At 32.0% G+C, this 23,995-nt stretch carries 23 protein-coding genes and 1 tRNA gene; 12 read left to right on the top strand and 12 right to left on the bottom strand.

The features are described 5' to 3' along the window. Nucleotides 1-28 precede the first annotated feature (28 nt). Entirely contained in the window at nt 29-1,276 is a 1,248-nt protein-coding gene (locus tag NLM59_RS06160) for a cystathionine gamma-synthase family protein (protein WP_304416877.1), read from the bottom strand. A 145-nt stretch (nt 1,277-1,421) separates the two neighbouring features. On the opposite strand from NLM59_RS06160, the gene NLM59_RS06155 reads away from it, so the two are divergent. Next, nucleotides 1,422-2,126: a tRNA1(Val) (adenine(37)-N6)-methyltransferase gene (locus NLM59_RS06155; RefSeq protein ID WP_304416876.1), complete on the top strand. Its 705-nt coding sequence runs from the start codon at nt 1,422-1,424 to the stop codon at nt 2,124-2,126. 2 nt (nt 2,127-2,128) lie between these two features. On the opposite strand, the gene NLM59_RS06150 is transcribed toward NLM59_RS06155, so the two are convergent. From NLM59_RS06150 to NLM59_RS06140, 3 genes are all read right to left on the bottom strand, one after another. Beyond that, complete coding sequence (locus NLM59_RS06150; protein WP_304416875.1) at nt 2,129-2,632, bottom strand: hypothetical protein; 504 nt, start codon at nt 2,630-2,632, stop codon at nt 2,129-2,131. Nucleotides 2,633-2,674: 42 nt separating this feature from the next. Then, nucleotides 2,675-3,160, bottom strand: coding sequence for a hypothetical protein (locus NLM59_RS06145; RefSeq protein WP_304416874.1), 486 nt, complete (start codon nt 3,158-3,160; stop codon nt 2,675-2,677). A 138-nt stretch (nt 3,161-3,298) separates the two neighbouring features. Then, complete coding sequence (locus NLM59_RS06140) at nt 3,299-4,810, bottom strand: FMN-binding glutamate synthase family protein (RefSeq protein ID WP_304416873.1); 1,512 nt, start codon at nt 4,808-4,810, stop codon at nt 3,299-3,301. A gap of 101 nt (nt 4,811-4,911) precedes the next feature. Between NLM59_RS06140 and ybeY the strand changes: the two genes are divergently transcribed. The 5 genes from ybeY to NLM59_RS06115 all read left to right on the top strand — a co-directional run bounded on the left by ybeY (nt 4,912) and on the right by NLM59_RS06115 (nt 9,466). Then, entirely contained in the window at nt 4,912-5,337 is a 426-nt protein-coding gene (gene ybeY, locus NLM59_RS06135; RefSeq protein WP_304416872.1) for an rRNA maturation RNase YbeY, read from the top strand. A 105-nt stretch (nt 5,338-5,442) separates the two neighbouring features. Continuing rightward, the gene (gene mnmG, locus NLM59_RS06130; RefSeq protein ID WP_304416871.1) at nt 5,443-7,311 is read left to right on the top strand and encodes a tRNA uridine-5-carboxymethylaminomethyl(34) synthesis enzyme MnmG; all 1,869 of its coding nucleotides are present in this window, start codon (nt 5,443-5,445) and stop codon (nt 7,309-7,311) included. A gap of 25 nt (nt 7,312-7,336) precedes the next feature. After that, nucleotides 7,337-8,176, top strand: coding sequence for a class I SAM-dependent methyltransferase (locus tag NLM59_RS06125; RefSeq protein WP_304416870.1), 840 nt, complete (start codon nt 7,337-7,339; stop codon nt 8,174-8,176). Nucleotides 8,177-8,286: 110 nt separating this feature from the next. Then, nucleotides 8,287-8,760, top strand: coding sequence for a lipocalin family protein (locus NLM59_RS06120; RefSeq protein ID WP_304416869.1), 474 nt, complete (start codon nt 8,287-8,289; stop codon nt 8,758-8,760). Between the two features lie 16 nt (nt 8,761-8,776). Further along, nucleotides 8,777-9,466 (top strand): OmpA family protein, encoded by a 690-nt coding sequence (locus NLM59_RS06115; protein ID WP_304416868.1) that lies wholly within the window; start codon nt 8,777-8,779, stop codon nt 9,464-9,466. Between the two features lie 85 nt (nt 9,467-9,551). Here NLM59_RS06115 and NLM59_RS06110 read toward each other — a convergent pair whose 3' ends face one another. Beyond that, a complete protein-coding gene (locus NLM59_RS06110) occupies nt 9,552-10,430 on the bottom strand; it encodes a NifU family protein (RefSeq protein WP_304416867.1) in 879 nt (292 codons plus the stop codon). A gap of 65 nt (nt 10,431-10,495) precedes the next feature. Between NLM59_RS06110 and NLM59_RS06105 the strand changes: the two genes are divergently transcribed. Genes NLM59_RS06105 through NLM59_RS06095 form a run of 3 tightly spaced genes read left to right on the top strand, consistent with a single transcriptional unit; the run spans nt 10,496 to nt 14,071 of the window. Next, on the top strand, nt 10,496-11,035 hold the full coding sequence (locus NLM59_RS06105; protein ID WP_304416866.1) for a gamma carbonic anhydrase family protein: 540 nt from the start codon (nt 10,496-10,498) through the stop codon (nt 11,033-11,035). Next, nucleotides 11,022-12,272 carry an aspartate kinase gene (locus NLM59_RS06100; protein WP_304416865.1) on the top strand — a complete coding sequence of 417 codons (1,251 nt, stop codon included), beginning with the start codon at nt 11,022-11,024 and terminating at the stop codon, nt 12,270-12,272. Before NLM59_RS06105 ends, NLM59_RS06100 begins: the two co-directional genes overlap by 14 nt. Continuing rightward, nucleotides 12,269-14,071 (top strand): lysophospholipid acyltransferase family protein, encoded by a 1,803-nt coding sequence (locus tag NLM59_RS06095; protein ID WP_304416864.1) that lies wholly within the window; start codon nt 12,269-12,271, stop codon nt 14,069-14,071. Before NLM59_RS06100 ends, NLM59_RS06095 begins: the two co-directional genes overlap by 4 nt. Here the strand turns inward: NLM59_RS06095 and NLM59_RS06090 are convergent. Then, nucleotides 14,068-14,646 (bottom strand): Maf family nucleotide pyrophosphatase, encoded by a 579-nt coding sequence (locus NLM59_RS06090; RefSeq protein ID WP_304416863.1) that lies wholly within the window; start codon nt 14,644-14,646, stop codon nt 14,068-14,070. The two genes, NLM59_RS06095 and NLM59_RS06090, sit on opposite strands and share 4 nt — an antisense overlap. Nucleotides 14,647-14,796: 150 nt before the next feature. Continuing rightward, nucleotides 14,797-15,153 carry a dihydroneopterin aldolase gene (folB, locus tag NLM59_RS06085; protein ID WP_304416862.1) on the bottom strand — a complete coding sequence of 119 codons (357 nt, stop codon included), beginning with the start codon at nt 15,151-15,153 and terminating at the stop codon, nt 14,797-14,799. Between the two features lie 63 nt (nt 15,154-15,216). Between folB and NLM59_RS06080 the strand changes: the two genes are divergently transcribed. After that, nucleotides 15,217-15,289 (top strand) — tRNA-Phe (locus tag NLM59_RS06080). A gap of 506 nt (nt 15,290-15,795) precedes the next feature. After that, on the top strand, nt 15,796-16,419 hold the full coding sequence (locus NLM59_RS06075; protein WP_304416861.1) for a DUF4339 domain-containing protein: 624 nt from the start codon (nt 15,796-15,798) through the stop codon (nt 16,417-16,419). Between the two features lie 891 nt (nt 16,420-17,310). Here NLM59_RS06075 and NLM59_RS06070 read toward each other — a convergent pair. From NLM59_RS06070 to NLM59_RS06055, 4 genes are all read right to left on the bottom strand, one after another. After that, the gene (locus NLM59_RS06070) at nt 17,311-18,150 is read right to left on the bottom strand and encodes a hypothetical protein (RefSeq protein ID WP_304416860.1); all 840 of its coding nucleotides are present in this window, start codon (nt 18,148-18,150) and stop codon (nt 17,311-17,313) included. 5 nt (nt 18,151-18,155) lie between these two features. Beyond that, entirely contained in the window at nt 18,156-19,049 is an 894-nt protein-coding gene (locus tag NLM59_RS06065; protein WP_304416859.1) for a hypothetical protein, read from the bottom strand. 1,531 nt (nt 19,050-20,580) lie between these two features. Next, nucleotides 20,581-20,988: a hypothetical protein gene (locus NLM59_RS06060; protein ID WP_304416858.1), complete on the bottom strand. Its 408-nt coding sequence runs from the start codon at nt 20,986-20,988 to the stop codon at nt 20,581-20,583. Nucleotides 20,989-21,086: 98 nt separating this feature from the next. Next, nucleotides 21,087-21,491: a hypothetical protein gene (locus NLM59_RS06055; RefSeq protein ID WP_304416857.1), complete on the bottom strand. Its 405-nt coding sequence runs from the start codon at nt 21,489-21,491 to the stop codon at nt 21,087-21,089. 244 nt (nt 21,492-21,735) lie between these two features. Between NLM59_RS06055 and NLM59_RS06050 the strand changes: the two genes are divergently transcribed. After that, on the top strand, nt 21,736-22,143 hold the full coding sequence (locus NLM59_RS06050) for a hypothetical protein (RefSeq protein WP_304416856.1): 408 nt from the start codon (nt 21,736-21,738) through the stop codon (nt 22,141-22,143). Between the two features lie 1,196 nt (nt 22,144-23,339). Here the strand turns inward: NLM59_RS06050 and NLM59_RS06045 are convergent. After that, on the bottom strand, nt 23,340-23,975 hold the full coding sequence (locus NLM59_RS06045; protein ID WP_304416855.1) for a MarC family protein: 636 nt from the start codon (nt 23,973-23,975) through the stop codon (nt 23,340-23,342). Nucleotides 23,976-23,995: the final 20 nt, after the last annotated feature.

Raw genomic sequence — 23,995 nt, 5'->3', positions numbered from 1 at the left:
CTCATTCTTTATCCTAAAAATTCAGAAATTAAATCTGAGCCAACGCCTGATCTAAATCCCAAATTAAATCTTCATGATTTTCTACACCTGCAGATAATCTGATTAATTTATCTGTAATGCTCAATCTTTCTAAATCCTCCTCTGGAACACCAGCGTGCGTCATTGTTTTTGGATGTTGAGCTAAACTTTCAGTTGAGCCTAAACTAACAGCTAATTGAATGAGTTTTAAACTATTCAACACCTTAAATGCTTCTTTTTCACCACCTTTCACATCAAAAGCAACCATTGCTCCTGGTCCAGAACATTGTCTTTTGAAAATTTCGTAATCTTTTGTTCCTTCTTCTAAATGACCTAAATAATATACCTTCTCTACCTTGTCGTGATTCTTCAAGAAATCAGCAATCTTAATAGCATTCGCTTGTTGAGCCTCCATACGTACTTTTAAGGTCTCTAGGCTTCGCATAAGCAACCAACCTGTATTTGGGCTTGCCATGTTACCTAAGAAAGTTCTAAGGCCTTTAATTCGTGCCATAAGCTCATTTGAACCTAATACAGCACCCGCGATTAAATCTGAATGTCCACCAATATATTTTGTTGCAGAATACATCACTAAATCAGCGCCATGCTCTAATGGATGTTGCCAAAGTGGTCCCATATAAGTATTATCTACCGCCATATACACAGGATTTTCTTCTGTACTATAATGCTCTTTAATAGCTGTACATACCTCAAAATCTATTTGTGCATTAGTAGGATTCGCTGGAGTTTCGCAAAGAATAAGTTTTAATCTATCAGCTTTTCCTGTTTTATCGATATTTGCTTGAATTTCTTCTTGAGACTGACCTGCGTAGAATTCTACAACTTCTACATTAAATTGCGGAAGAACTTCATTAATAAAGTGATCTGTTCCACCATAGACTGGGCGGCTATAAAGCAATAAGTCTCCTGGTCTTAAAAACTCCAATAAAACAGTTGTGATAGCAGACATTCCACTTTCGAAAACAGCAGCTTGTTCTGCCTTATCCCATAAACACAAACGCTCTTCTAGAATCTGTAAATCTGGATTGTTTAACCTTGAATAAATTAATCCCGGAACCTCATTTGGTTCTGGATCTCTTTTACCATAGGCTAACTCAAAAAATGCTTTTCCCTCTTCTGCTGATTTAAAAACAAAAGTTGAAGTTTGGAAAATTGGACATTTTATAGCTCCTTCTGACCACTGCGGATTGTATCCGTGGCTCATCATTTTACTCTCTGGATAGAATTTGTGTTCCATAATTGTGAATTTAAGATGTTAAATTTAGTCAATTTATTTCCAGTTCAAAATAATAAAATTGCTTTTCTAAGTTAAAAAGCTAGATTCATCTGATTCCAAAGAAGAATGGATATTTAAATTTAACAAGCGACGTATATTTGCAAGCATGTCCACATTCAAGTTTAAACAATTTCAAGTCACCCAAAAAAAAGCTGCCGCTAAAGTTGGAACCGATGCCGTCTTATTAGGTGCGTGGACGCCCATCCAAAATAAGACAGAAAAAATATTAGATATTGGAGCTGGAACGGGTGTGATATCATTAATGCTTGCACAGCGAACTCAAAATGCACAGATAACTGCTGTCGAAATTGATTTAGACGCTTTTAAGGAAAGCAAATTTAATTTTGATAATAGCCCCTGGGCTAATCGTTTAAAATGCCTTAAATCGGATATAAAAACGCTGTTTTTTTCGTCGTATTTCGATTTAATCGTTTCAAACCCTCCATTCTATACCGAAAAAACTTTTGCGCCGAATAATAAAAGAAATTTAGCTCGCAACACATCTAGCCTAGAATTCTCAGATTTAATGGAAAAAGTGAATAGCCTACTTTCACCCGATGGAATTTTTTCGGTTATCGTTCCTTACAAAGAAGAAATTAATATTTGTGAGTTAGCAGAAAGAAATAATTTGTTCCCTCATAAAATAACTCGCGTGAGAGGAAATGAAAACGCACCATTAAAAAGAAGTTTAATTGCATTTGGACGTGAACAAAAAAAATCCACTCCAGATGAATTAATCATTGAAGTGGAAAGACATATTTATACGCAAGAATATATTAACCTAACTAAAGATTTTTATCTAAAGTTTTAGATTTATTCTTCCTTTTGAGCGTGAAATTCTTGCATTATATTTTTTAAATTCTCAAAGAAATTCTTCATTTCGATATCATGATCTAGAGGATTTGTAACTTTTAATTCACCAAATCCACCTTTCACCGTAAAGATGTAATCCATTCCATCGAAGACAACTTTAGAACTACCACTTTTGAGGTTTCTAAATTCATTTAAATTGAAACCTTGATTTAATTCTGCCCAAACTTCTGTTGGTGTAGCCTCCTTATGAATTAAAGGTTTCTCAGTATTCAAATCTTTATAACTATATGAAATATCATCCTTGGTGATAATCATTACTTGTCTCTCGCCACGCATTCCTCCGTAATATTCCATTACAACACTTTCGAAGTTTTCTTGAGAAGTTTGTTCCACTTCATTTTGTTCTATTTCTGGCATTGTATCTTGTATAGGTTGGTCTGAATCTTTACAGTCTGTAGTTTGTAAAAAGATAATAAACGGGAGTAGGAATCTTAAACTTAACATATTATTAGTTTAGTTTTATTGTTAGAAATATCATGCCAATATTTAGCAATCACATTCACCATAAACGCTGCTAGCAAAATGCTCTTTGCCATCTTTTAAAATGAGAATCTCACCTTTATATTGTATTTTATTAAAGGTAGCAGAATCTTTCTTAGCCTCTATTTGCAATTCTAAATTTGTATTAGTTGTGCGAATATGTAAACTATCTTTCACCTCCGAAACCTGGCAAGAGAACTCTACCCAATCACCATTCAATTGCATAAAACTTTGTTTATTGAAGTTGATTCCAGCATAAATATATTGTTGATTTACAAAGGCATTTTTGGTTAAGGAAAAGTAGCAAGTTGGTCTTCCCTCAATGTTGGGAACTGTCGCAAAAGAGCTAATATTAAAATCGGGTTCCACCTGAAAAGGGTCCATTGCAATCACAGGAGTATCTATTTCCTTTTCATCGAAATCAAAAGGATTTTCTTTTAATTCGCATGAAGAAATCACAAGTAATAAAAATAGATAATAGATATTCCTCATTCAAAGGCTTTCTTTTAAAACGTAATTATATTAAGTTTATTTTAAGATTCTTAATTTAAAAGCTATCTCATTTCAATACATAAAAAAAGAACACCTTAACGGTGTTCTTTTTCAATAAAATTTATTTTAGTTTTTAACTTAAATCGCACAAACGTCAGGGTATCTTTCTTGGAAACCTACCACTTGATTATTCATTTGTTTGAAGATATAAGATCTGTTCAATTGACTTAAATCTGTACATCCAGCAGCTGCAAATAACTCTAAGAAATCCTTTACAGTTTCTCTATGATAGTTAGCAACTCGTTTGTATTTATCTTCTACAACTAGACCTCTTACTAAGTGTGGTTTGTCTGTAGCAACACCTGTAGGACATGTATTTTTATCACACTCTAAGGCTTGGATACATCCTAAAGCTAACATCATTCCGCGAGCCGTATTAACGATATCTGCACCTAAACATAATGCTTTGAAAACAGAGAATCCATCGATTAATTTACCTGCAGCGATAATTTTAATCTCATCTTCTAATTTGTATTTACGTAAAGTATCTACAACAAAGATTAATGCATTTTCATAAGGCATACCTACGTGGTCTGAGAAAATAATTGGAGCAGCACCTGTTCCACCTTCTGCACCATCTACGGTAATAAAGTCTGGAGTAATTCCAGTTTCAACCATTGCTTCACAGATATCGATAAACTCATCTTTACTACCAACACATAATTTAAAACCTACTGGCTTACCACCTGATAAGTCTCTTAAGGTTTTAATGAATTCAATTAAACCTTTAGGCGTATTAAACGCTCTATGCGCATTTGGAGAATCAATTTCTGTATGAGGAATAACACCACGGATCGCAGCAATTTCTTCGTTGTTTTTAGCTGCTGGTAAAATCCCACCATGTCCAGGTTTAGCTCCTTGAGATAATTTTAATTCAATCATCTTAACTTCTGGAATAGCAGCAGTAACTTTATATTTCTCTGGATCGAAGTTTCCGTCTAATGCTCTACAGCCAAAATAACCAGTACCAATTTGGTAAACCAAATCACCACCTTGTAAATGATAAGGAGAAACACTACCCTCACCTGTATTGTGAGAAAAACCTCCTTCAGCCGCACCTTTATTCAAAGCAATAATTGCATTCTTACTTAACGAACCATAACTCATTGCAGAGATATTAAAAATACTCGACTCATATGGTTGTAAACAATCTTTACCACCTACTCTAACTCTTGGAGGTGTATTTAAAACTTTAGCTGGGAACATAGAGTGAGCTGCCCACTCAATTTGTTCTCTTTGTAAATCGTGCTCAGTCCCGAACGGATGTTTCGTGTGCTGTAATTTTGCACGAGAATAAATATAAGATCTTTGGTTACGGTTTAAAGGTTTACCATCGGTATCACTTTCCATAAAGTACTGTCTAATTTCTGGACCAATACCTTCTAAAAGATATCTCATATGTCCAATTACTGGAAAGTTTCTTAAGATGGTATGCTTAGTTTGGGTCAAATCCCATATCCCAATACCAACCAATCCTAAAGCCAATAATGCTACAATCCCTATTGCACCTTCCTTTGGAAACTTCAATAGAGCAATCAAAACAACAAATAAAATGACTACAAAGGCAATAAAGCGCGTTACGTTTTTCATTTACTATAATATTTGCGAGTAAAATTAATCAAGTTTTATAAATATCACAATCTTTTGAATACTAAAAATGTTTTTAATATTTTAGCTTAAGAAATAAGCATATGGTTTACTTTTTTACAGAGACTGAATTCGAGCTACAAGATCAAGATTTTTATCGAGATTGGATCTATGCATGCATCGATAAAGAGCAAGCAAAAATAGGGAATGTTAACGTAATTTTTTGCGATGATGAATACCTATTAGAAATCAACAGAAATCATTTGCAACATGATTACTTTACAGATATTATCACATTTGATTATTCTGATGAGAGCGAAATAAATGGTGACATATTTATAAGTATTGATAGAGTCTCTGATCATGCTTTTGAATATGACACAACTTTCGACAAGGAATTAGCTCGAGTAATTATTCATGGTTTTCTACATCTATTGGGTTATAATGACCACACTGAAGAGGAACAAAAAATCATGAGACAAAAAGAAGACGAAAGCATCGATTTCCTTTATCACGATAGCGAAGAATAATTCGATCTACTCCATCCCTACCTTAACATCTCTTAAGATAATTTTCCTTCAAAAAATCATAACTTTGCAGCGCAATGTTCCACGTGGAACATCTAAATGTGATTTATGTTTTTACAAGAATATGATGTTATTGTCGTAGGTGGTGGACATGCTGGCTGCGAAGCTGCTGCCGCCGCTGCGAATCTTGGATCTTCTACTTTATTAGTTACAATGAATCTTCAAGTACTGGGACAAATGTCTTGCAATCCTGCTATGGGTGGAATTGCAAAAGGACAGATTGTTCGAGAGATTGATGCACTTGGTGGTTACTCTGGTATTATTACCGACCACACGATGATTCAATTTAAAATGTTGAACCTTTCTAAAGGTCCAGCAATGTGGAGTCCAAGAGCACAATCTGATAGAATGAGATTCTCAGAGAAATGGAGAACCATGTTAGAAGAAACTCAAAATGTAGACTTCTATCAAGATATGGTTACCGGTCTTTTGGTTGAAAACAACAAGGTGGTTGGAGTCAAAACAAGCTTAGGTTTGGAGATTAAATGTAAGAGTGTAATATTAACGAATGGCACCTTTTTAAACGGACTAATTCATGTCGGTGACAAACAACTTGGCGGTGGAAGAATGGGCGAAAAAGCAGCTACAGGAATTACCGAACAACTTGTGAATTTAGGTTTCGAATCTGGCAGAATGAAAACAGGAACACCTCCGAGAGTAGATGGTAGATCCTTAGATTATTCTAAAATGATTGTTCAACCAGGAGATGAAAAACCAGAAAAATTCTCTTATTTAAATACTCCTAAATTAACCCAACAAAGAGATTGTCATATGACCTATACCAATCAAGATGTACACGATATCTTGAGAGAAGGTTTTGATAGATCTCCTATGTTTAATGGTAGAATTAAAAGTGTTGGGCCAAGATACTGCCCATCGATTGAAGATAAAATTAATCGCTTCGCTGAGCGAGATAGACACCAAATATTTGTTGAGCCAGAAGGTTGGGATACAGTAGAAATTTATGTGAATGGATTCTCAACTTCTTTACCAGAAGACATACAAGCGAAAGCATTAAGAACAATTCCTGGATTTGAAAAAGCTAAGATTTTCAGACCTGGTTATGCCATAGAATACGACTACTTCCCTCCTACCCAGTTAAAGCATACGCTTGAAACGAAATTGGTAGAGAACCTTTATTTCGCAGGTCAAATTAATGGTACCACTGGTTATGAAGAAGCAGCTTGTCAAGGATTGATGGCGGGTATCAATGCACATCTTAAGAACAATGAAAAAGACCCATTTATTCTTCAAAGAAATGACGCTTATATAGGAGTATTGATTGATGATTTAATTACAAAAGGCACAGAAGAACCTTATAGAATGTTTACATCTAGAGCTGAGTTCAGAATTCTTTTAAGACAAGATAATGCCGACGAAAGACTAACACCTATTGCCCATGCGATAGGATTAGCTAAAAATGAGCGTATGCATCGATTAGATATTAAGCATAAAAGAACACATGATTTAATCGACTTTATTACTAATAATTCTATCTCTCCTGAGGATGTAAATTCTGTGATTGAAGAGAAAGGTGGTAAACCAATTTCTCAAGGAATGAAGATGAATACCATCGTAAAACGTCCAGAAATTTCATTGGATGAATTAAGAAATGTTCCATCATTTTCTGAATATTTAGAATCAACTGCTGACGATAAAGAAGCATTTGAACAAGCAGAAATTTTAATTAAATACGAAGGTTATATCAACAAGGAGAAAAACAATGCAGACAAATTAAGCCGATTAGAATACGTGAAAATTCCAGATAATTTTGACTATTCTCAACTGCATAATATCTCAAAAGAAGCTCAGCAAAAACTAGAAAAAATTCAACCAGCAACCATTGCACAAGCTTCAAGAATTAGTGGAGTTTCGCCTTCTGATGTGAGCATTTTATTAATTCATTTAGGTAGATAATCTAAATTTAAATCTATTGTTCCACGTGAAACAAGTGAATAAATTCTACGAGGATTATCTCGTTTCGAATGAGAAATTTCAATTAAAACCAGTGGATAAATACCCTGGTTTATTAAAGACTTTTCCATTTCCTCCGAGCGATCAACTCTCTAAATATTATGAGAGCGAAGATTATATTTCGCATTCTGATAACTCAAAAGGATTAATTAATCAACTCTATTATTGGGTTAAAAGTTATAATTTAAAACATAAACATAAGCTCATAAAAAAGGCTACTCAAGGAACAAAAGTTTTAGATTATGGATGCGGAACCGGAGAATTTGTTCGCTACCTGAACACACAAAATTTAAATGCCATTGGGTTTGAACCAAACCCAGTGGCGTTTAAAATTGCATCTGAAAAAGATGAAAATAACTTCTACTCCAACTCTGAATTTTTAGATGATCAAAAATTTGATGTCATCACATTATGGCATGTTTTGGAACATATTCCCAATTTATTCGAAGAATTAGCTCGACTTAAAAATGCCTTAAACCCGAACGGAAAACTATTCATTGCCGTTCCAAATTATGAATCTTTCGATGCTCAATATTATGAAGAATATTGGGCGGCATATGATGTACCTCGCCACCTATGGCACTTCAATCAAACTTCTTTTTCTAAAATCGCCGACGAATTTGGCATGGTTATAGAAAGTATACATCCCATGAAATTTGATTCGTTCTACGCGAGTCTTTTATCAGAGAAATATAAAGGAAGTTCACTAGGACTATTTAAAGCTTTTGGTATTGGATTAGTTTCTAATTTAAAAGCTATGCAAAACGGTCAATATTCGTCGTTAATTTATCAATTGAGACTTAAATAGTCGTTTTTAGACGTTTTAAGCGCTTTTATTTTTGAATACGTCGAAATACTAAGGGATTTCTTTTTATTTGCTTAAAATTAAAATAAAGAGGTCATTTTAAACAAGTAATTATGAAAAAAATAGGAATTTTAACGCTGTTCATTGCTTTAATGTTTAGCAGCTGTTCTACTACTAAGGTAGAAAGAGAAACTCAAATGTCATTCAGAGGAGATTGGACATTAGATCAAATCGTAAGCGATCAAGGAGAAAGTGTGGTTATCACTAATTTATTTCACCACAGCTCGGTTGAATGCTTTGAAGGTAGTTCTTGGAACTTTGTAGCGAACAACAATAAAGGTTCATACATATTAGATGGTACAGGATGCCCAACGAATGAGAATGAATTTAAATGGTTCATGGAAGAAGATGGAGCAGATACCTATTTTATGTTTAAAAGAGTTGACGAAGGCGTAAAGGCTAAAGATGTAGTTTCTGGATATAAAATGAAGGTGATTTCAGTTGATGATTCACAAGCACATTTAATGCATGAAGTACCTTTCGAGGGAGGAAAAATGTCTATTCACTATTACTTTAGCAAACAATAAAAAAAATTAAAATAATATGAGAAATTTAAATTTAAAAATTCTATCAGTTTTCATCATAATTGGCTTAATGTTAAGCAGTTGTGAGACAGTACAAAACACTAATAAATCACAAAGAGGAGCAGCTATTGGAGCTGTTGCGGGTGCTGGTTTAGGTGCTTTAATTGGTAAGAATAACAGAGCATTAGGAGCAATCGTTGGTGGTGCCGTAGGTGGTACTGCAGGAGCTATTATCGGTAAGAAAATGGACGATCAAGCGAAAAAGATTGAGGAAGTAATGCCAGGCGCAGAAGTTGTAAGAAGCGAAGAAGGTATTCAGGTAATTTTAGATGAGAACTCTGAAGTTAGATTTGAGTATAATAAATCAAGCTTAACTGCAAGTGCAAAGGAAAATTTAGACAGAGTGATTGAAATCTTCAATGAGTATCCATTAACTGACATATTAATTGTTGGTCATACAGATAACGTTGGATCTCAAGAATTTAACCAACCACTTTCGTTAAAAAGAGCTAAATCAGTATCTGATTATTTAACAGCTAGAGGTATTTCTAGTGATAGAATTGTATATGAAGGAGCTGGTAAATTAGAGCCTAGATACTCTAACGAAACTGCTGAAGGTAGAGCTGGAAACAGACGTGTAGAGTTTGCAATTACGGCAAATGAGCAAATGATTGAGCAAGCAGAGCAAGAGGCTCAGCAAGCACAATAATGGTTCATAACAACTATATAAAACACAAAAGGAGCTGATATATCAGCTCCTTTTTTTATTTAAGATAAATTATAAATATCTCTTATTATCCATTCACTGCTTCTACATGTTCTACCACGTTTGGTAACATGTCTTTTAAGATGGTTTCAATGCCATTCTTAAGCGTAATTGTAGAAGATGGACATCCACTACAAGCTCCTTGTAATAACATGGTAGCCGTCTTAGTTTGCTCATTAAATTCAACCAAAGCAATATTACCACCGTCTTTAGCTACTGCTGGTTGGATATATTCCTTTAAGATACGTTGAATTTCTTTTTCCGTATCATTATAGAATCTTTGTTCTTGCTCCTCCTCTACCCTAGTCTCAACAGGTACATAATCGGCATCAACAATGCTTTCTCCTGATTGTAGGTATTCTAATATGAATTGTCTTACCTCAAGTGCTAAAAACTGCCAATCGGTTTCTTCTGATCTAGTAATTGAAACATAATTCTCTGATAAGAAAACTTCGTCGATAAAATCAAAACGATTAAATAAACTTAGTGCCAAAGGAACCTTAACTGCTTCTTCTTTACTTTTCACCTCAACCATTGCTTCAGATATCGTTTGATTAGAAACAAACTTCATCACGCGTGGATTAGGAGTCATCTCAGCATATAATGTATAAGGTTCTTTTTTAATCTCCTTAAGTACAATACTATCTTTTTCTAGATGCTCATTCACGATTTCTTTAAGAGACTGGGCAACATGTTCCCATTCCACCATATCAGATTTCTGAATAGCTACAAAATTAGCCGTAATAAAAACTTTCTCTACAAACGGAAATTGAAACAATTGCTGAGCTAATTTAGAATTTACTAAATCGCTAGACTTGGTTAATTCAAAACTTCCAGGGGTAATAATCTCATCACAAACAAATTTTAAAATATGTTTTTGTGACGTTTGCTCTATATAAACTCGCATATTTTTATTTAGATTACAAATTTACTCTAAATTGCCATACTTTTATAATAAGAAACAGAATTAACATGGCTTTGATCAAAGAACTACTTGGTAAAAAACCTATTATAGGAAAAGATACGTTTATTGCCGAAACTGCAGTTATAATTGGAAATGTAGAAATGGGCGAAGAATGCAGCATTTGGTATAATGCGGTACTTCGAGGTGATGTCAATGGAATAAGGCTGGGAAATCGAGTGAATATTCAAGATAATGCTATGGTACATTGTACTTATGAAAAATATCCAATCACGCTAGGTAATAATGTATCTGTAGGACATAATGCTATTGTACATGGTTGTACGATTCATGATAATGTTTTGATTGGAATGGGAGCTATCGTAATGGATAATTGTGTTGTTGAATCTTATGCTCTTGTAGCTGCGGGTGCAGTTGTAACACAAGGAACGCACATAAAAGAAGGAGAATTGTGGGCAGGTGTACCAGCAAAGAAGGTGAAAGATGTTCCACAACATTTACGTGAAGGGGAAATAGAGAGAATTGCCAAAAATTATGTAAAATATAGTAGTTGGTATAAAGACGAAAATCAAGCGGATGAAAGTATATAAATTTGGTGGAGCTTCTGTGAAAGATGCCGCTGGCGTAAGGAATGTTTTAAAGGTATTGCAACAAACTGGAGAAAAACAAACCTTGGTCGTGGTTTCTGCTATGGGCAAGAGTACAAACGCGTTTGAAGAGGTTTTAAACCTATATTTTAAGGATAAACAACAGACTCAAAAGCTCGAAGAAATTAAAGCTTTTCATACTGAAATTGCTCAAGATTTATTGGACCAAAATAATCCTGTCTTCGCTACCATAGATGAATATTTTTTTCAAATTGAAGATTTTCTATTAAAAAATAAATCTCCCAATTATGATTATGTATACGATCAAATCATAAGTTATGGCGAATTACTTTCTTCTCAGATTTTAAGCGCTTATTTAAACCAAGAAAATCTGACCAACGATTGGATTGATGTAAGAGATTATATTAAAACCGATAGTTCTTATCGTGAGGCAAAAGTAGATTGGGAAACCACTTGTGATAATCTGCAAAAATTAAAAAGAGATCAACTTTATATAACCCAAGGTTTTATTGGTTCTAATGAAAATTATTTCACAACTACCTTAGGTAGAGAAGGTTCTGATTATTCTGGCGCTATTATAGCTTACTGTTTAGATGCCTATAGTTTAACCATCTGGAAGGATGTTCCAGGGGTGTTAAATGCTGATCCACGATATTTTGAGAATGCTTCTCAATTGATGCATATTTCCTATGAGGAGGCGATTGAGTTGGCTTATTATGGTGCATCGGTAATTCATCCAAAAACGCTTCAACCTTTACAACGAAAAAAAATTCCATTGTTTGTAAAGTCATTTGAACATCCAGAACTACAGGGGACAGAAATTAAAAATGGTCAAGCTTTAGACCCTTATATTCCATGTTTTATTGTTAAGAAAAATCAAACGGCTTTAACCATAAGTACACATGATTTTGCTTTTATAGACGAATCTGTCCTGCGTGATGTTTTCGATACATTGACAGAAAATCAATTAAAAGTGAACTTAATTCAGATTTCTGCGATTAGTTTATCTTTATGCTTAGAAGACAAATTTAATACCTTAGACAAGGCGATAGAGGTGATTAAGAAAAGATTTAAAGTAACTTTGTATCAAGGTTGTTCTTTGTACACCATTCGTCATGCAGATCAAAATAGTTTGAGTTTTATACCTAATACAGATAAGACCATCATTAAGCAGGCTGGCGTAAATACATTGCAACTAGTGATAAAACAGGATGAATGAGTTTAATTAGTCCCAATGAAATTTTTGAAAATACGGGCTTAAAGAAGTTTAGTTTTTTAGGTAAGGCTATGAGCTATGGTTTGCATAATCTATTAGGATTAAATGACTTAAATGCTCTCTATGCACGTAATCAATCATATGAATCACCCGAATTTGAAGCTAAAATCTTAGAGGATTTAGGTATTCAATATGATGTGAATGAGGATGATTTAAATCGTATTCCCAAAACTGGACCTTTTATTATTGTGGCCAATCATCCACTTGGAGGATTAGATGGAATTATCATGTTGAAGATTATTTCAGAACTTCGACCTGACTTTAAAATCATCGCCAATTTTATGTTACATAGAATTGATCCCTTAAAGCCACGAATTTTTCCTGTTAATCCATTCGAAACCCGAAAAGAAATTAAAAATAGTCTCTTGGGAATGAAAAACGCCTACAAACATGTCAAGAATGGACATCCATTAGGTGTGTTTCCTGCTGGAGAAGTTTCTCAAAGAGATCAAGAACATTATATTACCGACAGAGAATGGCAAGAGCCTATTCTTAAGATGATTCAAAAAGCTGAAGTTCCGGTAGTTCCTATATATTTTAAAGCTAGAAATAGCGAATGGTTTTATAGAATTGGTAAATTACATCCTGATTTACAGACTTCTATGTTAGTTAGAGAACTCTTGAGAACAAGGTTAAAACCTATTAAACTACGCATTGGAAAGCCTATTTCTGTAAAGGATTTAAAGGAGTTTGAAAACACAAAAAAATTAGCAGAGTTCCTTAGAAGAAAGACTTATGTATTAGACGCTACGTATGATTCACCTAAGTCGATTCCGCTAACCCTTGTTAAGAGTATTCCAAATCGAATGAAACGCGCTAGGAAAATCATCACAGAAACGCCTCTTAATCTTATCGACAAGGACATTGAGAATATGCGCGATACCGATCATCATTTGTTTACGAACAATGATTATGAGGTTTATTTTGCGCCATATAAAAAGATTCCAAATGTGATGCGCGAAATCGGAAGGCTACGCGAGATTACCTTTAGGGCGGTGGGAGAAGGAACAGGTAAATCTACCGACACGGATAAATATGACCAATATTATCGTCATCTATTGCTTTGGGATCACAAGAATAAAAAACTTGCAGGTGCGTATAGAATGGGCTTAGGAAAGGAGATTTATCAGAAATATGGCATTAAAGGATTTTATGTCAATGAGTTATTCACTTTCGAAAAAGAAATCCAACCTTTTTTCTCTCGTTGTATAGAAATGGGAAGAGCGTTTGTAACCAAAGAATATCAACAAAAGCCTTGGCCTCTTTTCTTGTTATGGCGAGGGATTATTCATGTTTCCTTGAGAAATCCAGAACATAAATACATTGTAGGCGGTGTTAGTATCAGCAACCAATTTAGTAACTTTAGTAAGGTTTTGATGATTGAGTTTATGCGATCTCACTATTATGATCCGTATGTGGCTCAGTTTATCCGTGCGAAAAAGGAATTTAAACCTAAAATTAAGGATTTAGACAAAGAATTTATTTTCGACGAAGCCAAAGCAGACTTAAACAAGTTCGATAAGCTGATTGAGGAATTAGAACCTAATGCTTTAAGATTGCCTGTTTTAATTAAAAAGTATATTAAACAGAATGCAAAATTAATTGGATTCAATGTTGATCCTAAATTCAATGATGCTATCGATGGATTGATGTACATTAGAATTAGTGATATTCCAGAAGGTACGATCAAACCTGTGATGGATGAATTAGAGCAAGAAATTAAAGCAAAACTTAAGTCTTAAAAATCCTTCAAGGCTTGATATAACTTTTGTACAGGAAGTCCCATTACATTAAAATATGAGCCTTCTATTTTGGTAATTCCTATATAACCAATCCACTCTTGAATCCCATAACTACCGGCTTTATCATATGGCTGGTAGGTATCAACATAATATTCTATTTCTTGCTGATCCAGCTCACCAAAAGTGACTTGGGTAATATCACTTAAAACCAATTCTTTTTGAGTTGAAAAGATTCCAACGGATGTAATAACCTCATGGGTTTGTCCGGATAAAGTTTGCAGCATTTCTATAGCTTCTTCGCGACTCTTTGGTTTCTCAAAAGCCTTATTTTTATACCATACAATGGTGTCAGAAGTAATTAAAATCTGATTTTCCTGCCAATTGTGGTAAGCTTGTTTCTTTTTATGGCATAAAAACTCAGTTATTTCATGCTTTTTAAGCTCCTCTGAATAACTTTCATCGGTCTCTAGGCTAATTGTTATAAAATCTAGGTCAAGACGCTCTAAGAGCTCTTTTCGCCTTGGAGATTTAGAAGCTAGTATGATTTGATTGTTCTGAAACTTGTCTTTTATCATAGAAATTTACTTAATGAAAATTAGTATTGGCATACTGTTTGAATTATTCAAAACGAATGCAAACACTAAATTGTATTCGTCCTCATGTGTTAGAATTTACAACCCCATCGCGCTTCGATGGGGTTGTTTACTTTTAAATAACTTATTGAATTAATAAGTTTGATTAAAAATCACACTTACTTTCTCCACATTTCCGCCCATTGGAGGGTTAATTTTAGAGATTTTAACCTCAGCAAACTTAACTTGTGGTATCTCCTCTCCTATTCTATTTAAAATTTTAACAGCTACGGTTTCTAAAAGTTTCGCACGAATATTCATTTCCTTATGTACGATTTGATTCAAGTGAACATAGTCTACAGTATCATCTAAATCGTCTGTATCAGCTGATTTCATTAGATCTGCATGAATTTCTAAACTCACACTATACTCCGAACCAATCTTTCCTTCCTCGTCCATACAACCATGATTGGTGTAAATTTGGATGTTCTCAATTATAATTTTTTGCATTTTTTTTGATTTTTGTTTTGTTGATATAAAATAAGTGTTATATTTGCATTCCAATTTTAGAGCGGTACCTTAGCTCAGTTGGTAGAGCAAAGGACTGAAAATCCTTGTGTCCCTGGTTCGATTCCTGGAGGTACCACTACAAAAAACCTTAATTTGCTTGTAACACAGCATTTTAAGGTTTTATTTTTTCTATCAGAGTGTAACATGAATTTTATTTCTATAAATTGTTGCATAAAGCTCACAAAAATTATTGTGATAGTTCTAAAAATCTTTGCTTACATAGTCAACAAAGATAAGTATTGAATATTTTGTTAACACCTTTTTAGTTTAAAATTATTCCTACATCCACTCAATAAATGCCAGATCATTTGTTGCTGATTTAGTCTATAATTTAGTAGGGCGCATATTTAAAAACTAGCATACTATCTCGATGGATGTATATGGTAAATTGTATACCTTCTTATTTTTTTATCTTTAAATTTAATTCATAAAAATGAATAAGATAAACGTACTTAATAATATTTAAATACATTATTTAATTTATATCTTATTAATAAGGACTTAAACTACTAACTAGCTATTTAATATTTAAGTTAAAAATTTTAAGTATTTTCGAATTTACTTGCTAAAATTATACTGACCATGAAAAAATATTACATAATAATTAATGGCATTGAAGAGGGTCCATTTACCTTAGAAGGACTAAGAATGAAAAACTTAAAGCCTGAAGATTATGTTTGGCGTGCAGGTTTAGATGATTGGGTTCAAGCTAAAACTTTGCATGAATTACAGTTTATATTTAAAAAATCTAAGAATTTAAAACAAAATAAAAAAAGTAGCTCACTTGCGCTCATTAGCAAAACTCTAATTGTCTATTTAATATTTAGTTTTGCTTTAGGTATATTCAGTTCACAGTTAGAGTTATATCAATATGAATCGTATAAATCTCAACTCACTACTCCTAAAGGATATGGGGGGGTTCGACCTTTATCAGATTCTCATGTTAGAAGTAGTTCTGGTAAATGGGTTTCAAGATGGAAGACTTATATGCATTCAACATCCGCTGACAATAATGAAAATATTAATTATAGAAATAATCACACCGTGTTATTTAGACCTTATAAAGCTATTTTCAGCAACGCTTATCTTTCTTCAAAAGAGCGTAAGGATGGATTTGAAATTTCAAAAAACTTTATTTTAGCTTCTTTACTATCTAATATATTTCTTTTACCTTTTATATTTCTGTTTTACAACAATAAAACTTGAGAATAGGATTATTCTTTACATTAAAGACTTCCAAATTATCAGTTTTTATGTCATAAGTAAAATCTAATCTATATTGAGAGCAACAATTTGCACCCTCCTGAGATAAATAGAATCCACCACTACAGAAACCATTATTATCTATTGAGTTTATTTTAAAGGATTTGGTGACGATATAACCTTTTTTCTTGTATATAGTATACATCTTCACCGAAATTATTTTTAACATAGTTAAAGAAATGCTGTTTTAATTTATTTGTACGTTGTGAATTAATTTTTAATTAACCGTTTGAAGATGTTATAAAAATAAAATCATAAGAATAACCACTACCTTGCAGGCAGTTAGTTAATTTATAATTTACTAGATAATCCTTGATTCTGTAATTATTGAAGTTAAAATCAATAATAGATTTAGAACTTGTCGTCATAGGATAAAGCTCTTGTGTATATAAATCATACATCCTATCTTGTTCTTCACATTCAATATTAGTAACGTAGTCAAAAGCACTTTGATGTTTAAGGATTTGCTCCCAATCTTCAAATAATTGATCTATCTATTTTACATTCTTTTCAGATAAGGGTTCTATTAATTTTAAAGGTTCAATTGCTAAGACTTCTAACTTTGAAGAAACGTTAGAAGCTTCTTTATTTCATTTTGGAGTATTCTCCTCTATCTTCAATGGTTTATGTTCCCAAACAATTTAATTTGAGGGCTTTTTCTTTGACTCTGTTACACTAGAACTACCCTCTAGAGATATTGGGTTCTTTTTCACTAGAATAATTCCCTAGTTGCTTTGAAATGATTACTAGCAGAAAGATTGAAAATACTATTAGAATCACGATATAGTTTAAAAGGATAATAGAAGTTTACTTAGATATAACTTTATTTAAAGATTATAGTTTCTTACGTCTATGTTTACTCGCTTCTGAATAAGAATCGAAAACATATATGTTTCTTTGTAACACCTTAGCTCTATATTCAAATATTCCTTGTGAGTTTGAAGCCCTTAATGATGGGAATCCAGATGGCTCTATATTCTGACTTTCAAAACTATCAAATAATCTGTGTTTTAAGTCCTCTGAGTAATCTTCTATTTCTAATACATCCGATATAAGCTGAGAGTCTTCATAGATTGGATAATAGGTTCCTTTTATATTAATACCTAATGAAGAGTCATACATCCCTTCATTATATCCAAGTTCTTTTGGAATGCTTACGTCGAATACAATATAAACATACTTAAAGTTTTTTACGGGTTCATAGTTAATATCATCGTAATTATAATTATTTTTCCCTGCAAAAACATCCTTTAAACCCTGACTTTCTTTATCATTATTAATTTCATTTATACTATTCGAATTAATGCTTGACTCGTTTATATTTTTACTTTGACTCTCATAATCTTCTAAAATTATATCCTCATCTGTCTCGACTACAACCTCTTCAGAAGTTGAGGTATAACTCGAATCATCATTATTATAATTAATTGAAACCATGATCACACCAATGATAGCAAATATTACAACACTTGTAATAAATGTTAATAAAGTTGTAGATCTCCGATCTTTAGCTATTTTGGTTTGCAAATTAGAACCGTCGAATTTTTCCCAATCTGCCATTCCTTGATGCCAATAGTATAAATCATTTAAATCTTTATTTTTAGTAAGCTGTTTAAGTTCTTGCAATGAAATAGATAGAAACTCCTTTTCATTATTTCTTAAAAAATATTTCATTTAATTTAATTTGGGGGTAAATATTCTTTTAGCGCTTCCATTAATTCAGGAATATCTCTCAATTGTTTTCTTGTATTATCAATTTCTATATAATCACTTTTAGACAAAAAGTAATTTCCTATTCTGAATTTGTTTAAAATGTCTTTAATCTCGTATTCATCTCCGTCTATCTTATACTTTTTATGAATGGTACTTTTTGACTCTATGTTATTTGCTCTCATCTTATTTTTAAGTACTTCTAGTTTATTCTGGTATTCATAATCTTCAAGCAGTTTATTGTTATATAATCTTGTTAAGCTTTTGAATTCATTAGTTTTTTGAACTTCATCCATAAGATTTGACTCCTTTAAAGATTTAATTTTCTGTTCGTATTCATATTTGGTTATAACGCCTTTATTAAATAATAATTCTAAATCTTTATAAGAACTAGAAATTGATTCTCCACCATTTAAAACATTATTTTCACCTAGAAATGGAGGAGGCGAGGTAGAAGTATTATATTGCGATCTTGATTCTATACTTTTAGAAGTAGATTCAAAGTAGAATTTAGGATCATAATTAACAACTTTACCTTGTGACAACTGAATCAGATAAAAACCTGTCATCAAAAATGCAACAAATGCTTGTCCCATTTGACCTTCTGAACCAATAAGCATAAAAAAGTTTAATCCTCCAAATATTAACAGTATTATGCCCCAAACTTTATAACCATTTCCACCCTTTGTTGGTTGATTTTTGGCAGATGGACTTGCTATAAGTGCAATTAATCCTGGAAAAAATCCAGACAATAGAAGGAAAAATGACCACCACCTACCAATATGCTTCGCTCTCCCGAAAAATTCGGCCATTAAAAAAAATACTATTGATGCTACTATCAATACGACTACCATAGATTCCATAACTCAAAAACTTTTATGATAAAACTATAAATATTACTTGTGTTATCATAATTATTTTAACTTATTATTAATATTCCTTTAAGGATTTTAGAATTGGCTATAACAGATAATTTATTGTGAACATATAATTACAATGTTTTTATTATATAGAATTATATATCTTCAAAGTGAATAAGTTATTTAAATTATGAATCACGCTGTACATTTCAAACTTATTTCTTTTATTTAGGGAATTGCATATGATGTTCTGAGTGATGTCTATGTAAGAGGTAATTATCGAGAACCCATCTTACCGATCTTGGTATTAAGTAGATTTGGTGCTTTATTAAAACCAAATAAGGAAACAGTTCTTGAAGAGGTTAAATTTCAAAGGACTCAAAGGCTTTCAAGTTCCTTTACATGATAGTAATTCCCATATGTCAGACCAATAGTGTTATAAGGATAGAAATTTTTTTGTTTACAAAAGAGAGAGTTTTCATTATTTCAATATACGCCCCCCTAAGGGTTTTTTCATATAGTGTTGAAATGTTGGAAACGCGAGCCATCCTGCTTGTTGGTATTTTTCTATTGGTTTTTGTCTGGCTATTCCTTGGTGTCTTCTGTGATAATATGTGTTGATATATAGTTGAATTCCTTGGTATAAATCCAATCCATTTTCCGCAGGGTTTAAGTAAAAGTAATTTTGATTTATAATCCTGACCGATTGTTTAAGGGGCTAGACCACCATCCATACTGATTTTGATTTGTTTTTCTTACAAAGTTTCTATCCAATGTTGACTAGTAATTACTTCAATTAACTTCCAAGAGTTCACTTTGCTTTCGAACACTCAAGTACGTAGTATCCTTTTCGATAAGATATTCACGTTCTTTCACAGTCCTGTTTTCCGAAAGCTATTTTATTAAAAAGTCTCGTTCCACTTCAAGTTCTCCAATTTTTTGGTATAACTTGTTTATGTCAACATGCTCCTCATCTGGTTGTTTCTTATCAAAAGCTTTATCTGCATTGTTTAAAAATGCACGTTTCCACTGAGAAATTTGATTAGGTTGAAGTTCAAAATCGTATTGATAACTCCTGGAGCGTCTCTCACTCTTTTAATGCTTCAATCACTACTTTTGTCTTAAAAGCTACGGTGAATTTTCTTCTTTTCCGCTCTATTTCTTTTTAGCTATAATTAATACTTTTTTTAATCCTTAACTCATGTTCCGAATTTAGGGGAGTATTATAATACATAATACAACTGATCAAGGAATAATAAATAGTTTTATTTAAACTGTGTATCAAAAAGCTAACAATATTATTGAAATCAAACAACAAGAAATTCACGAACTCAAAGAATATCGAACTATCTTAATAAATAAGTAAGATTAAGTTTTATAATGAAGAATAGACAGTTATATTAATACAAAAATTATATATATAGATTGTTGACATAAAAAGCTGACTTATAGGTAAATATAAATTAAAACACGATACTTCTAATTAATCTCAATTTTTTGAACGCAAATTGGTTTTAACAACAATAATCTTTATTCAATTATAGTCTCCATAATAACTATATTCAAAGTTTCCATATCGGACAAACAATCCCATTCCAAGTTTAACATTATCTGGGTAATAGGCAAATAAAATTGTACATTTCAATCCCTCTTTATCCACAGCCTTATAAGTATTAATATGCGTTCCATCCGACGATATTTCTGTTTTATATTCTTTGATAATATCAAAATCCTCAATATTCTCTCTCATATAAATCGTTACTTTGGCTTTATCAAAGTCTAATACTATAAGATCGTTCGATATCCTTTCTTCCGTAAACTCTCCCCAAGAACCCGAATTATAATCTCTTGTAGAAGATAATTTTGCTCTAAATTTAACAACTTGAGCAGAAGTTAAAATTGAAGCAAATAATAAAACATATATTAATATTTTCTTATACATTTTAATTGATTTTAAAAAGATTGATTTGATGAATATTAAATTGTTTAACAGTATTTTAAATTTAATTTATAATATTGAATTCTAAAACTCTATAGTAGTTAACTAGGTTCCATATATAACATATAATCAAAATTTCCATACATCACATACATGGTTACCCAAGCCTCATCCGTTTTTTTGGAGAAAATTAATTTAATACCACAATCATAACCTTTGCTATCCACAACTTCAAGTTCTAAAACATCATGTCCCTCTACCTTTACTATTTCATAATATCTCACAATATCAAATTCCTCGGGATTGTATCTATTAAATACTTTTATTTTATGGTCATCAAAATTTATTGTGACCAGAAAATTGAGTTTTATTTCTTTTGACCAATCAGACCAAATACCATTATCAAAATCTCTAGAGGAGTATTCTAAAGCTTTTAATTTAAAAGTTTGAGCTTCAATTATTGTAGAAAACAATGTGAGCAACAAAATAAATAAAAACTTACCCATAAAAATCAATTATTTTCCACATAAAGTTAAGACAATAAATATTATTTTCAATAAAATTGATAAGATTTTGTTAAATTTATTGATTAATAAAATCAACATACACAGGTCAAATTGTGGATAAGTTTAATTTTTGTCAGACACAAATATGCTCTAAATGTTCTATTTTTGTATATGGCTTATCTTTAATTAAACATTAAATTCCAATTGAAAATAAAAATGTTTAAACATATAAAACTCGAAAGTTATGAGAATCTATTTATATCTATTACTTCTATTAAGTTCTAACTTTGTCCTAGGTCAATTTCCAGATATTGATCCAACTTGGGATAATTATTATAATAATAACCCTTCAGGGATTAGCAAAAACTACTCTGGTGAAGAAATAGTTAGAATTATTCATAAAGTTGGATTTGAGCCAAAGACCCAGGAATTAAAACATCAAAATCTAGAGAAAATCTTAATGCTTTTCACCGATGAGACCACTTTAAGACAATTCTCTATCGATGGTGATTATTATTCCCGTACCTATAAACATGATAAATGGTTTGAATTATATAATTCCATTTATAAAAGAGTTGATAAAAAAACATGGGATAGATATTGTCCATATTTAATTCCTTTAATGAAAATAGATGGTTTACCCATTTATTAATTTCATTTGAATAATGGTCGCTGATATCGTTTATTTTATTAATAGAATAAACCTTTTACTCATCCAACTAGTAAATAATAACAAGTCCATTCTCATCTGATATAATATTTAATTATAAAAATTCATATTTCAATTTATAATGCTAGTGAATGTGCTCGTAAATTTTTTTAAATACTTTGAGGTATGTAATTCATAATCAATATTCTAAAATAATGGAATTGTATAATGTGTTCAATTATATCAAATTGGAGTAAGTAATACAAAACCGGTATTAAAATTTAAATTAATCATCCAAATTAATTAAATGCCTTTTTGAAATTGTCAGTATCAACTAATAATTTTGCTCGTTCCAAACTTCAAATACGAATATATTTAGAAAACTCTTTCGCTGTTTTGTAACCATTTAAATGCAGAATGTCGCGATCATAACACCGCTAAGAATCTTATTTATAAAAAAGCTACGTCTCGCTATATAACTAGAAACTAGTTCCCACTTGCATTTTCTAGTTTTAATTAATTATACACCCTCTGTTCTTTCAAAGTAGATGATATCATTTTGATTCATCTTGCGCGCATTTATATCTAAACTTTCTTCGTATCCTTCCACTATATATTTCAAAATCAAGGTTAAATGGATGAACTTTAATTTCTGTTGATCTTTTAGCTAGCTTGCCTCGACTAAATAAAAACTCAAGATTAATAAAGCTAGATTTATATCCAATCGTTTCTTTTAATAAAAACCTTATTGCCCCTTATGTACAAGTCTCTTGTGTCCTTTTCTTTGAATTAATTTATATTATAAAGATACAAATCAATTCGAAATTAAGAGGTAATAATCGATGTAACCTTGACTGATCATTTTTAATCAAGAGTATCTATAAGTAACTATTTAACTCTCTAGCATATAAAAACACCGAATCTCTTGTTTAAAAAGAAATCCGGTGCTTTAATTCTAATTCTATTTGTTGTCTAAATTTTCTTTTAGCGCTTGATATCTAAGGAAGATTGCGCTCAATAACAATCCACAGACTGATGCTGCAATTGTCATCCATTGGTAGTTATTCACTTCTGACCACAATGGCTCTTGGAAATCTAAGTTATACACGCTAACGGCGCTAGCGACTACAAATACTAATATTAATATATAAAATAAACCTTTCATGATTCAAAGATAATTATTTGACTGAAACTTTATTCTACAAAATGTTAATTAAAAGATTTAAGTTGGCTGAGAATAACTTAATAGCGATGGCTAACAAGATGATACCAAATACTTTTTTAAGTACGTTTAAAACGCCCGGAGATAGTATTTTCTCTAATTTGTCGGCAAACTTCAATACCAAGTAAACCACAATCATATTCAATATGATGGCTATAATGATATTTTCTACCCTAAACTCAGCTCTAATCGATAGAACGGTAGTTAATGATCCTGCTCCTGCCACTAATGGAAAAGCAATCGGAACAATTGATACCGTTTTTGGTTCTTCTATTTTATGAATCTCAATGCCTAAAATCATTTCAATTGCTAAGAAAAATAAAACCAAAGCACCTGCCACAGCGAACGAATAAACATCTATTCCTAATAAGCTAAGCATACGCTCTCCAACGAATAAAAAGGCAATTAATAAGGCCCCAGCAACCAATGAAGCTTTTTCTGATTGAATCGTTCCAGCTCTATGACGCAAACTTACAATCAATGGAATACTACCTACAATATCAATAACAGCAAATAATACCAAAAAGGCAGATAAAATTTGCTCGAAATCGAAGTTGGGAGTCCAACTACCAGCGACAGGCGAAACCAATGGAAGCATATTAAATAGATTCATAAAGTTTATTTTTTCTCAAT

It is taken from the genome of Profundicola chukchiensis, from assembly GCF_029664245.1.
GTDB lineage: Bacteria > Bacteroidota > Bacteroidia > Flavobacteriales > Weeksellaceae > Profundicola > Profundicola chukchiensis.
The sequence above is the reverse complement of the archived record's forward strand: the minus strand, read 5'-3'. Positions and strand labels throughout refer to the sequence as shown.

Coding starts and splice junctions, on each gene's coding strand:
- NLM59_RS06055 (WP_304416857.1), bottom strand. CDS start 21,491: ATGGGTAAGTTTTTATTTATTTTGTTGCTCACATTGTTTTCTACAATA.
- NLM59_RS06155 (WP_304416876.1), top strand. CDS start 1,422: ATGTCCACATTCAAGTTTAAACAATTTCAAGTCACCCAAAAAAAAGCT.
- NLM59_RS06105 (WP_304416866.1), top strand. CDS start 10,496: ATGGCTTTGATCAAAGAACTACTTGGTAAAAAACCTATTATAGGAAAA.
- folB (WP_304416862.1), bottom strand. CDS start 15,153: ATGCAAAAAATTATAATTGAGAACATCCAAATTTACACCAATCATGGT.
- NLM59_RS06095 (WP_304416864.1), top strand. CDS start 12,269: ATGAGTTTAATTAGTCCCAATGAAATTTTTGAAAATACGGGCTTAAAG.
- NLM59_RS06120 (WP_304416869.1), top strand. CDS start 8,287: ATGAAAAAAATAGGAATTTTAACGCTGTTCATTGCTTTAATGTTTAGC.
- NLM59_RS06045 (WP_304416855.1), bottom strand. CDS start 23,975: ATGAATCTATTTAATATGCTTCCATTGGTTTCGCCTGTCGCTGGTAGT.
- NLM59_RS06140 (WP_304416873.1), bottom strand. CDS start 4,810: ATGAAAAACGTAACGCGCTTTATTGCCTTTGTAGTCATTTTATTTGTT.
- ybeY (WP_304416872.1), top strand. CDS start 4,912: ATGGTTTACTTTTTTACAGAGACTGAATTCGAGCTACAAGATCAAGAT.
- mnmG (WP_304416871.1), top strand. CDS start 5,443: ATGTTTTTACAAGAATATGATGTTATTGTCGTAGGTGGTGGACATGCT.
- NLM59_RS06145 (WP_304416874.1), bottom strand. CDS start 3,160: ATGAGGAATATCTATTATCTATTTTTATTACTTGTGATTTCTTCATGC.
- NLM59_RS06150 (WP_304416875.1), bottom strand. CDS start 2,632: ATGTTAAGTTTAAGATTCCTACTCCCGTTTATTATCTTTTTACAAACT.
- NLM59_RS06075 (WP_304416861.1), top strand. CDS start 15,796: ATGAAAAAATATTACATAATAATTAATGGCATTGAAGAGGGTCCATTT.
- NLM59_RS06050 (WP_304416856.1), top strand. CDS start 21,736: ATGAGAATCTATTTATATCTATTACTTCTATTAAGTTCTAACTTTGTC.
- NLM59_RS06110 (WP_304416867.1), bottom strand. CDS start 10,430: ATGCGAGTTTATATAGAGCAAACGTCACAAAAACATATTTTAAAATTT.
- NLM59_RS06115 (WP_304416868.1), top strand. CDS start 8,777: ATGAGAAATTTAAATTTAAAAATTCTATCAGTTTTCATCATAATTGGC.
- NLM59_RS06100 (WP_304416865.1), top strand. CDS start 11,022: ATGAAAGTATATAAATTTGGTGGAGCTTCTGTGAAAGATGCCGCTGGC.
- NLM59_RS06065 (WP_304416859.1), bottom strand. CDS start 19,049: ATGGAATCTATGGTAGTCGTATTGATAGTAGCATCAATAGTATTTTTT.
- NLM59_RS06160 (WP_304416877.1), bottom strand. CDS start 1,276: ATGGAACACAAATTCTATCCAGAGAGTAAAATGATGAGCCACGGATAC.
- NLM59_RS06070 (WP_304416860.1), bottom strand. CDS start 18,150: ATGAAATATTTTTTAAGAAATAATGAAAAGGAGTTTCTATCTATTTCA.
- NLM59_RS06060 (WP_304416858.1), bottom strand. CDS start 20,988: ATGTATAAGAAAATATTAATATATGTTTTATTATTTGCTTCAATTTTA.
- NLM59_RS06090 (WP_304416863.1), bottom strand. CDS start 14,646: ATGATAAAAGACAAGTTTCAGAACAATCAAATCATACTAGCTTCTAAA.